At 68.5% G+C, this 10,210-nt stretch carries 8 protein-coding genes and 2 pseudogenes; 2 read left to right on the top strand and 8 right to left on the bottom strand.

The features are described from left to right. Window positions 1-33: 33 nt before the first annotated feature. The 8 genes from ACWCRB_RS18545 to ACWCRB_RS18580 form a co-directional block, all read right to left on the bottom strand. Window positions 34-717 carry a response regulator gene (locus ACWCRB_RS18545; RefSeq protein WP_450997070.1) on the bottom strand — a complete coding sequence of 228 codons (684 nt, stop codon included), beginning with the start codon at window positions 715-717 and terminating at the stop codon, window positions 34-36. Between the two features lie 124 nt (window positions 718-841). Next, on the bottom strand, window positions 842-1,474 hold the full coding sequence (locus tag ACWCRB_RS18550; RefSeq protein ID WP_450997071.1) for a potassium-transporting ATPase subunit C: 633 nt from the start codon (window positions 1,472-1,474) through the stop codon (window positions 842-844). A gap of 25 nt (window positions 1,475-1,499) precedes the next feature. Continuing rightward, a complete protein-coding gene (kdpB, locus tag ACWCRB_RS18555; protein WP_450997072.1) occupies window positions 1,500-3,644 on the bottom strand; it encodes a potassium-transporting ATPase subunit KdpB in 2,145 nt (714 codons plus the stop codon). Next, window positions 3,641-5,305, bottom strand: a complete 1,665-nt coding sequence (gene kdpA, locus ACWCRB_RS18560) for a potassium-transporting ATPase subunit KdpA (RefSeq protein ID WP_450997073.1) — start codon at window positions 5,303-5,305, stop codon at window positions 3,641-3,643. The genes kdpB and kdpA overlap by 4 nt, the downstream gene beginning before the upstream one ends. A gap of 7 nt (window positions 5,306-5,312) precedes the next feature. After that, entirely contained in the window at window positions 5,313-5,402 is a 90-nt protein-coding gene (gene kdpF / locus ACWCRB_RS18565) for a K(+)-transporting ATPase subunit F (protein ID WP_016434100.1), read from the bottom strand. A gap of 297 nt (window positions 5,403-5,699) precedes the next feature. Further along, window positions 5,700-6,230, bottom strand: a complete 531-nt coding sequence (locus ACWCRB_RS18570; protein WP_450997074.1) for a cupin domain-containing protein — start codon at window positions 6,228-6,230, stop codon at window positions 5,700-5,702. A 76-nt stretch (window positions 6,231-6,306) separates the two neighbouring features. Further along, window positions 6,307-7,359 (bottom strand): phosphotransferase family protein, encoded by a 1,053-nt coding sequence (locus tag ACWCRB_RS18575; RefSeq protein ID WP_450997075.1) that lies wholly within the window; start codon window positions 7,357-7,359, stop codon window positions 6,307-6,309. Continuing rightward, on the bottom strand, window positions 7,356-8,360 hold the full coding sequence (locus ACWCRB_RS18580; RefSeq protein WP_450997076.1) for a C-terminal binding protein: 1,005 nt from the start codon (window positions 8,358-8,360) through the stop codon (window positions 7,356-7,358). The genes ACWCRB_RS18575 and ACWCRB_RS18580 overlap by 4 nt, the downstream gene beginning before the upstream one ends. Before the next feature lie 879 nt (window positions 8,361-9,239). Between ACWCRB_RS18580 and ACWCRB_RS18585 the strand changes: the two are divergent. Then, window positions 9,240-10,049 (top strand): annotated as a pseudogene (locus ACWCRB_RS18585) (MFS transporter); the annotation flags it as partial. Between the two features lie 67 nt (window positions 10,050-10,116). Beyond that, a pseudogene (locus ACWCRB_RS18590) lies at window positions 10,117-10,194 on the top strand (SAM-dependent methyltransferase); the annotation flags it as partial. Window positions 10,195-10,210 lie beyond the last annotated feature (16 nt).

A 10,210-nucleotide genomic window follows, 5' to 3' on the forward strand; every position in this document is an offset into this window, starting at 1 on the left:
CAGCGGCGCCGAAGGTTCTTCCAGAGCGTGGCCTCAACTCTCGAAGCGGTAGCCCATGCCCGGCTCGGTGATGAGGTAGCGGGGGTGCGCGGGGTCCGTTTCCAGTTTGCGGCGGAGTTGGGCCATGTAGACGCGCAGGTAGTTGGTCTTGTTGCTCTGCGCGTCTCCCCAGACCTCCTGGAGCAGGTGCTTCTGGCTGATCAGCCGTCCCGGGTTGGTGACCAGTATTTCGAGCAGGTGCCATTCGGTCGGGGTGAGCCGGATGTCGTGGCCGCCGCGGCTGGCCTTCTTGGCGCGCAGGTCGACGGTGAAGTCGCCGGTCTCGACGAGCGTCGTCTCGGGGGTGAGCGGTACGTCCTCGGTGCGACGGACGGCGGCCCGTAGCCGGGCGAGGAGTTCGTCCATGCTGAACGGCTTGGTGATGTAGTCGTCGGCGCCCGCGTCCAGGGCGGCCACCTTCTCGTCGGACGCCCTACGGGCGGACAGGACCAGGATCGGTACGCGGGTCCAGCCACGCAGCGCCCTGATGACATCCACACCCTCCATGTCCGGCAGCCCGAGGTCGAGCAGGACCACGTCGGGTTGACGGGCGGCGGCCAGTCGGAGCGCGGTGGTGCCGTCTGGCGCCGGGTCCACCCCGTACCGGCGTGCCCGCAGGTTGATCACGAGGGCCCGGACGAGCTGAGGGTCGTCCTCCACCACCAGTACCCGGGTCATCGGGGTACGCCTTTCCTGCGTGTACGGAGGGCCGGGTCATACGGAACCGGCCTTGTGGCGGCGGGAGTCGGCGGACCGGATTGCCTCCCGGTCCGCCGACTCCCGCTCGGTGCGCGTAAGGCCATCAGCCCTTCGCCACGAGTTCCTTGAGCGCGATGTTGAGTTCGAGGACGTTGACCCGCGGTTCGCCGATGAAGCCGAGGGTGCGGCCGTCGGTGTGGTCGTCGACCAGCTTCTGCACCTGGGCGACGGTCAGGCCGTTCTCCTCGGCGATCCGGTGGACCTGGATGTCGGCGTACTGCGGGGAGATGTCCGGGTCCAGGCCCGAGCCGGAGGACGTGACCGCGTCGGCGGGTACGTCGGAGGGCTTGACCGTGTAGCCGGGGACGGAGTTGTCCTTGATGACCTTCGCCTTCGCCTCCTTCACCCACTTGATGAGGTCGGCGTTGTCACCGGAGCGATTGGTGGCACCGGAGAGGATCAGCTTGTACTGGGTGTTGACCGAGTTCACACCCAGGCCGTTGGCGGGGCGCGGCTGGAAGTAGTCCAGGCTGTAGCCCTGTTGACCGATCAGCGACGAGCCGACGACCTTGCCGTCCGTCTTGACCTCCGAGCCGTTGGCCTTGTCGTTGAAGAGCGCCTGGGCAACACCTGTGACGGCCAGCGGGTAGATCACGCCTGTGAGCACGGTCAACACGAGCAAGGCACGGAGTCCCGCCCACAGCAACCGGCCGGTGTTCGATACCGAGTTGTTCATAGCCGATCAGCACGCTTTCGAAAAGTTACAGCCCGGGGATGAGGGAGATGATCAGGTCGATGATCTTGATGCCGACGAACGGGGCGATGAGCCCGCCGAGGCCGTAGATCCCGAGGTTCCGCCGCAGCATCCTGTCCGCGCTCACCGGCCGGTACTGCACGCCCTTCAGAGACAGCGGCACGAGCGCGATGATGATCAGCGCGTTGAAAATGACCGCCGACAGGATCGCGGAGTCGGGCGAGGACAGGTCCATGACGTTGAGCTTGTCGAGGCCCGGGTAGACGGCCGCGAACAGCGCCGGGATGATCGCGAAGTACTTCGCGACGTCGTTGGCGATGGAGAACGTCGTCAACGCGCCCCGGGTGATGAGCAGTTGCTTCCCGATCTCGACGATCTCGATCAGCTTCGTCGGGTTCGAGTCGAGGTCGACCATGTTGCCGGCCTCCTTCGCGGCCGACGTACCCGTGTTCATCGCCACGCCGACGTCCGCCTGGGCCAGCGCCGGCGCGTCGTTCGTGCCGTCACCGGTCATCGCGACCAGCTTGCCGCCCGCCTGCTCCCGCTTGATGAGCGCCATCTTGTCCTCGGGAGTCGCCTCCGCGAGGAAGTCGTCGACGCCCGCCTCCTCGGCGATCGCCTTGGCGGTCAGCGGGTTGTCACCCGTGATCATGACGGTCTTGATACCCATGCGGCGCAGCTCGTCGAACCGCTCCCGCATGCCCTCCTTGACGACGTCCTTGAGGTGGATGACGCCCAACACCCGTGCCCCGTCGGTGTCTTCGACGGCCACGAGCAGCGGGGTGCCGCCCGCCTCGGAGATGCGGTCGGTGAACGCGCCGGCGTCCCCGGACACCTCGCCACCCTGCTCGCGCACCCAGGCGACGACCGAACCGGCAGCACCCTTGCGGATCTTCCTGCCATCGACGTCCACACCCGACATCCGGGTCTGGGCGGTGAAGGCGATCCACTCGGCACCGGACAGCTCGCCCTGCTGGCGCTCGCGCAGCCCGTACTTCTCCTTCGCCAGGACGACGATGGACCGCCCCTCGGGCGTCTCGTCGGCCAGCGACGACAGCTGGGCCGCGTCGGCCACCTCGGCCTCGGTGGTACCACTGACCGGCACGAACTCCGACGCCTGGCGGTTGCCGAGCGTGATGGTGCCGGTCTTGTCGAGCAGCAGCGTGGAGACATCACCCGCGGCCTCGACCGCACGCCCGGACATGGCGAGCACGTTGCGCTGCACCAGCCGGTCCATGCCCGCGATACCGATCGCGGAGAGCAGCGCACCGATCGTGGTCGGGATCAGACACACGAGCAGAGCAACCAGCACGACCATCGAGAGATGGGAGCCCGCATAGTCCGCGAACGGCGGCAGAGTCGCCACCGCGAGCAGGAAGACGATCGTCAGCGAGGCGAGCAGGATGTTCAGCGCGATCTCGTTGGGTGTCTTCTGCCGGGCCGCGCCCTCGACCAGGGCGATCATCCGGTCGATGAAGGTCTCACCGGGCTTCGTCGTGATCTTGATGACGATCCGGTCGGACAACACCTTCGTACCACCGGTGACGGCGCTGCGATCGCCGCCCGACTCACGGATGACGGGCGCCGACTCGCCGGTGATGGCCGACTCGTCGACGGACGCCACGCCCTCGACGACGTCACCGTCGCCGGGAATGATGTCGCCCGCCTCGCACACCACCAGATCACCGATGCGCAGCTCGGTACCGGGCACCTGCTCCTCGCGGTCGCCCACGAGCCGCCGGGCCACGGTGTCGGTCTTGGCCTTCCTCAGCGTGTCGGCCTGCGCCTTGCCACGGCCCTCGGCGACCGCCTCCGCCAGGTTGGCGAAGATGACGGTCAGCCAGAGCCAGGCGCTGATCGCCCAGCCGAACCAGTCCCCCGGGTCCTTGAAGGAGAACACGGTGGTCAGCAGCGAGCCGATCCACACGACGAACATCACGGGCGACTTGACCATCACCCGCGGATCGAGCTTGCGGCAGGCGTCCGGCAGCGACTTCAGCAGCTGCTTGGGATCGAACAGGCCCGCGCCGACACGTCCTTCGGCGGCCTTGTGCCCGGTCGGCACATCACTGTGAGGTGCCCGGGTCGGGGTGGCAGTGGACATCGAGTCCTCTTGCTTCTCTGTGCGGGTCTTCTCTGTACGGGTGGTCATGACGCCAGCCCCTCGGCCAGCGGTCCCAGGGCGAGCGCCGGGAAGTAGGTCAGACCGGTGATGATGAGGATCGCGCCCACCAGAAGCCCCGTGAACAGCGGCTTCTCGGTACGCAGCGTGCCCGCGGTCTCCGGCACCGGCTTCTGCTCGGCGAGCGAACCGGCGAGGGCCAGCACGAACACCATCGGCAGGAAGCGGCCGAGCAGCATCGCGATGCCCAGGGTGGTGTTGAACCACTGGGTGTCGGCGTTCAGCCCGGCGAAGGCCGAGCCGTTGTTGTTCGACGCGGACGTGTAGGCGTACAGGATCTCGGAGAAGCCGTGCGCCCCGCTGTTGGTCATCGAGTTGCCCGGGGTCGGCAGGGCCATCGCCACGGCGGTAAAGACCAGCACCAGTGCCGGGGTGATGAGGATGTAGCAGGCCGCGAACTTGATCTCGCGGGTGCCGATCTTCTTGCCGAGGTACTCGGGCGTACGGCCGACCATGAGCCCCGCGATGAACACCGCGATGATCGCCATGATCAGCATGCCGTAGAGGCCGGAGCCGGTACCACCGGGCGCGATCTCGCCGAGCTGCATGCCCAGGATCGTGATGCCGCCGCCGAGCCCGGTGAACGAGGAGTGGAAGGAGTCCACCGCACCCGTCGAGGTCAGCGTGGTCGACACCGCGAAGATCGACGAGGCGCCCACGCCGAAGCGCTGCTCCTTGCCCTCCAGGGCACCACCCGCGATCTGGAACGCCGGGCCGTGATGGGCGAACTCGGTCCACATCATCAGGGCGATGAAACCGACCCAGATGGTCGCCATGGTGGCGAGGATCGCGTACCCCTGCTTGAGACTGCCGACCATGCGGCCGAATGTGCGGGTCAGCGCGAACGGGATGACCAGCAGCAGGAAGATCTCGAAGAGGTTGGTGAAGGGTGTCGGGTTCTCGAACGGGTGGGCGGAGTTGGCGTTGAAGTACCCTCCGCCGTTGGTGCCGATCTCCTTGATGGCCTCCTGCGAGGCGACCGCACCACCGTTCCACTGCTGGCTGCCGCCCATGAACTGGCCGACCTCATGAATCCCGGCGAAGTTCTGGATCGCACCGCACGCCACGAGCACGATCGCCGCGACGACGGACATCGGCACCAGGATGCGTACGACACCACGGACCATGTCGGCCCAGAAGTTGCCGAGTTCACCGGTGCGGGAGCGCGCGAACCCGCGCACGAGGGCAACCGCCACGGCGATACCGACGGCCGCGGAGACGAAGTTCTGCACGGCGAGACCACCGGTCTGTACGACGTGGCCCATGGCCTGCTCGCCGTAGTACGACTGCCAGTTGGTGTTGGAGACGAACGAAGCGGCGGTGTTGAACGCCTGGTCCGGGTCGATGGAGCTGAAGCCGAGCGAGCCGGGCAGCACGCCCTGGAGCCGCTGGAGCAGGTACAGGAACAGGACACCGACCGCGGAGAAGGCGAGGACGCCGCGCAGGTACGCGGGCCAGCGCATCTCCGTGTTCGGGTTGGCGCCGATGCCCTTGTAGATCCACTTCTCCACACGCCAGTGCTTGTCGGAGGAGTAGACCTTGGCCATGTAGTCGCCGAGCGGGACGTAGGCGAGCCCCAGTGCCACTATCAGAGCGAGCAGCTGGAGAACACCGGCAAGTACGGGACCCATCTGTCTCTCAGAACCTCTCCGGGAAGATCAGGGCGAGGACGAGATAGCCCAGCAGGGCGACGGCCACGACGAGGCCGACGATGTTCTCGGCGGTCACAGCTTCGTCACCCCCTTGGCGGCGAGAGCCACCAGCGCGAACACCGCGATCGTGGTGACGACGAAGGCCAGATCGGCCATCGCGAACTCCTAGCTGAGATTCGGAAACGAATCGGACAACTAGAGGGAAGCGCCTCCGTGGCCGGATTCGGCCCCCGTTGACACCTCCCTGACGGCAGCGCGCACACCTTTGACGGAACTCATACGGCCGACGGCGGCCCCGAGAGCCAGGAACTCTGGTTCCACACCGACTCCCCGCTGGGGAGAACCAGGGGAGAAACGACTGGCAGCGTCGAAGTCAGCCGTCGTGTTCCGCACCCACGAGGACGAAGGCCATCGTGACCGGTCGGCCGCTGCGGTTGCGCCAGCCGTGGCGAGTGCCGTTCTGGATCACGATGTCCCCTGCCGAGAGGCGGGTGCACCGGCCGTCGTCGAGTTCGAGGACGATCTCGCCCTGCAGCACGATGCCGTAGTCCACGGTCGGTGTCGCGTGCATGCCGTCGGGCTCGATGAGATCCGCGATGCCGGGCGAGTCGGCGCGCTGCTCGCGGTCGAAGGCGACGGGGTCGAACGCCGGGTCGGCCATCGCGGTGTCCGGCGGGAAGGTCAGGACGATGAACCGCGTGCCGCCGGGCGCCGGCAGCAGGCTGCTGACCTTCGGTGTGGGGTCCTCTCCGGTCCGGCTGAGCTGCTCGCCGGGTTCGGTGGCCCACGGCAGGCGGGACACCCAGCCCGGCAGACTGGTGAACTCCCGGCTGCGCGGGACGGGGCCATCGCTGACGACGACCGACCTGCCGTTCTCGTCGTGGCCGGTGACGACTCTGCGCATGCGTCTCTCCTTCGGTCGGGTCAGTCGGGTCAGTCGGGATACGCCAAGTCCTCCCGGACCCGTCGAATCGGTTGGGTCAGTCGCTCACGCCGCTGTCAGACCCGCTCGGGTCCCCGAGCGCGTTCGCCCAGGCGTCAACGACGTCCGCCACCGTCGGAGCGGGCGCCCGGAGCAGGGCCGATGCCGCCGTGCGGACGAACAGCCGGTGTCGGTCGTCCGTGAGGTACTCCACCGGGGACTTGCCGTCCACGCGCGCGAGCAGCAGCGCCGGCAGCAGTGACGCGGCCCGCGCTTCGAGTGTCGGCCGGGGCTCCCAGTCGACACACCGGACGTACTCCTCGGTCAACGCCCGGGCGGACCGCAGGAGTTCGGCGCGTCGCCCGGGCACCACCAGGCTTTTGAGGAGCAGATGGTTGACGCAGAAGGCGAGGTCGAAGGCCGGGTCGCCGTACCAGGCGCACTCGGCGTCCAGCAGCACGGGCCCGGACGGTCCGACGAGGATGTTCTTGGGACTGACGTCACCGTGCACGAGGGCCAGGTGTGTGGTGGCCGTGCGGTGGGCGAGGCGCTGGAGGATGCCGCTCAGTCCGGGGTGTGCGGCAGCGGTGGCCAGCAGGTACGGCTCGATGCGCAGCGCGTGGAAGTTGTCGTCGGTGGCGAACTCCGTGGCGAGGGCGGTGTCGCCGGCACTCGCCGCGTGCAGGGCGCCGAGCAGTTCCCCGACGGCCGCCGCGGTCTCCACCCGCACCTCGCCGTCCAGCAACCGCGCCTTCCACATGGGGTAGTGCTCGGGCGGCAGGAACGCCATCGCGAAGATGCCGGCTTCGGGGTCGTGGGCCAGCAGTTCGGGCACGCTGTCCGGGCGGTGCCGGGACGCGAACCGCATCCACGCCCATTCGTAGGCGTTGCGCGACACCGGTGCCTGCCAGTCGGCGGCGACCTTCAGCTTGGCCAGGGCGCGTTTGACGCAAAGGGAGCGTCCCGGCAGGTCCACTCGCCACAGGTCGGACGAGACACCGCCGGTCAGCGGTGTCCAGCGGGCGGCTTCGCCGGGTGCGGCGAGCTTTTGGGTGGCCAGGAAGTCGGTCAGCGCGGGTTCCGGGCCCGCCTGCGCCGGTGGCCGGCTCATCGCCGGTCCCCCGGGCCGGCGGGCAGACCACGGGGAGCGTTGCAGGCGTGGACCGGTGTCTCGCCCGCCAGGATCCGTACGACCTCCTCGGCGGCGCGGCGGCGCAGTTCCGTGACCGACGCGTCGGAGGAGAAGGCGATGTGCGGGGTGAGGAGAGCGCCCGGCTGGTCCAACAGTGCGGCGGGGACGTGCGGTTCGGTCTCCAGTACGTCGAAGGCGGCTCCGTCCAGGTGCCCGCTGTCCAGAGCCTTGATCACCGCGTCGGTGTCCACGAGGCCGCCCCGGCTGACGTTGACCAGCAGGCCGCCCGGTGGCATCAGCGCCAGCTGCTCGGCGCCGATGATGTGGTGCGTGCCGGGTGTGAGGGGCACGTGGAGGATCACCACGTCGCTGCGGCGCAGCAGCTCCTCCAGGCCCACCATCTCCACTCCCGGTGCGTCCTTCGGCGGGTGCGGGTCGTGGGCCAGGATCCGGCAGCCGAACGCGCCGAGCTTGCGCACGGTGGCGCGTCCGATGCGGCCGTGACCGACGACGCCGCAGGTCAGCGTCGACAGGCGGCGCAGTCGGGCGCCGGCGGGGTTCCAACGGCCCGCGCGGACCTCCCGGTCGGAGACAACCAGGCCCCTCGTCCAGGCCAGGACCATACCGACGGCGTGGTCGGAGACCTCCTCGACGCAGTAGTCCGGCACGTTGGTGACCCACACCCCGCGCTCGGTGGCGGTGTCCACGGCGATGTTGTCGAGGCCGACGCCGAGCCTGGCCACGATCCGCAGATCCGGTGAGGTGCCGATCGCGGTGGCGGAGACGGGGGCCCAGCAGGTCAGGATCCCGGCGGGCCGGTGCTCGGCCACGAGTTCCTCGATCGTCTCGGCGGAGGCGGGGTCGGCGGGGCCGGTCACCAGGGTGTGGCCCGCCTCCTCGATGACCGATCGTTCGACGGAGTCGTCGGGCCAGGCGTGGTCGGTGAGCAGCACGGTGCCGGGGCGGCTCGGTGGTTTCATGGCAGGTCGTCCTCGCAGAGTCGTGCGGCCGCAGCGGACCGGCGGGCGTCGCGCCCCGTCGCGTCCGGTGAGCGGGTCTGATCGCCACCCGGAAGGGCGGCCGTCGGCATGTCCGGTGGACCGTCGGCCGCCCGAGGTGGTTGGAAGGGGTCGCTGGGCTCGGGTCCGGTGTCGTCGGCGCTCGCCGACTTGTGGTCGGTGCGGGCGCCGCAGTACGCCCCTTGGAACGGGTCACGGGTTGCCGGGGCACGTCGAATCACTTTGTCACAGCCACGTGATGCTAACGATAGCACTGAGGGTCTTCAGCACGTCAAGAGTGCGGCGCGCACCTGACCGCCGGCCCGCCCGCGGCAGAGCCCGTTCGGAGCCGAGGGAACCCGGTCATCACGGGAAAACGAGGAACCCGGAAGAAATCCGGCGTTCACGTCTTGACGCGCCGGAGACTTCCCCTTCATGGTTTCTGCCAGCGCCGACCGTGTGACCGACAAGTGTCCGCACGGGGTCCGGCTGTCGAAGACGCCATAGCCACGGACGTCCCCGACGGGCGATATACGGCTGAATTCCGCATGCGGTGTCCGACCGCGCGGCAGCACATCGCCCCCCATTCCCTGAGTCGACGGCGGCATCGCCGTCGCCGTTTCGAGTCCGTGTTCAGCTCACCGCTTCTCGTCATCGCCCGTGCGTCCCCGTACGGACGATGGATCCGCCGCGGCCCGCCGTGGCCCATTCCTCTCAGGAGCCGCTATGACTCACGCAGCGCAAGTCGACACCAGTGCGGTGCCCGCAAGTGACATGCAGGAAAGCAGCCGTTCCCCCATTTCCCGTCCCATGATCGGGGTGGGATTCCTGCTGGTGGTCCTCTCCTACATGGTCAACGCGATGGACCGCCAGGTCTTTCCCCCGCTGCTGCCCAACATCCGTGCGGAGTACGGGTTCTCCCTGGAGCAGGGCGGACTGCTGGCGACGAACTTCACCCTCGGCATGGCCCTGGCCGGCCTGCCGGCGGGCTATCTCCTGGACCGCTTCCGCCGCAAGACCGTGCTGCTGGTCAGCATCGTGATCTACTCCCTGGGCACGATGGCCACGCCGCTGGCGACCGGTTTCGCCGACATGACGCTGTACCGGGTCGTCTCGGGCTTCGGCGAGGGCATGCAGTCCGCCGCCATCTTCGCGGCGCTCGGCGCCTTCTTCGCCCACCGGCGGGGCCTGGCCTTCGGCATCATCGGCATGGGCTATTCCATCGGCGTGTTCATCGCCCCGCTCATCGGCGTCCGGCTGATGAGCGCGCACGGCACCTGGCACTCGCCCTTCTACCTGTTCGGCGCGGCCGGGCTGCTGATCGCCGCCGCCTGCCTGTTCCTGGTGAAAACCGGCCTGACCGAGCACTCCGTCGAGAAGGTCGTCTCGACCAGGACCTACGAGTACATGCCGGCCTCGGCGTACAACCGCAACACCGTCGCACTGGCCGTCCACTCGGTCATCAGCGGCGTGGCCATCTACGGGTTCCTCGGCCTCTACCCGACGTACCTCATCACCTCGCTGCACTACACCTCCGAGCAGGCCGCACTGGCCATGAGCCTCCTGGGCTTCGGCGGCATGTCCGCCGTTCTCGGCGGCTGGCTCGGCGACCGTGTGAACCAGCGCAACCTGCTGATCGGGAGCATGCTGGCCATCTCCGCCATCAGCGTGTGCATCTACGAGACGCAGGCCGGAGTCGGCCTGCAGTGCGTGTTCGCGTTCCTCATGGGCGCCTTCGGCCGGTTCCGGGTGGCGCATGACGTCGTACGTGGACGAGGACGCCCGGTTCCTGGCGCTGGCTGTCCGGACGGTCTGACCCGGGCCGTCAACGG

The organism is Streptomyces sp. NPDC002156, assembly GCF_053593675.1.

Coding starts and splice junctions, on each gene's coding strand:
- kdpB (WP_450997072.1), bottom strand. CDS start 3,644: ATGACCACCCGTACAGAGAAGACCCGCACAGAGAAGCAAGAGGACTCG.
- ACWCRB_RS18575 (WP_450997075.1), bottom strand. CDS start 7,359: ATGAGCCGGCCACCGGCGCAGGCGGGCCCGGAACCCGCGCTGACCGAC.
- ACWCRB_RS18580 (WP_450997076.1), bottom strand. CDS start 8,360: ATGAAACCACCGAGCCGCCCCGGCACCGTGCTGCTCACCGACCACGCC.
- ACWCRB_RS18570 (WP_450997074.1), bottom strand. CDS start 6,230: ATGCGCAGAGTCGTCACCGGCCACGACGAGAACGGCAGGTCGGTCGTC.
- ACWCRB_RS18545 (WP_450997070.1), bottom strand. CDS start 717: ATGACCCGGGTACTGGTGGTGGAGGACGACCCTCAGCTCGTCCGGGCC.
- kdpA (WP_450997073.1), bottom strand. CDS start 5,305: ATGGGTCCCGTACTTGCCGGTGTTCTCCAGCTGCTCGCTCTGATAGTG.
- ACWCRB_RS18550 (WP_450997071.1), bottom strand. CDS start 1,474: ATGAACAACTCGGTATCGAACACCGGCCGGTTGCTGTGGGCGGGACTC.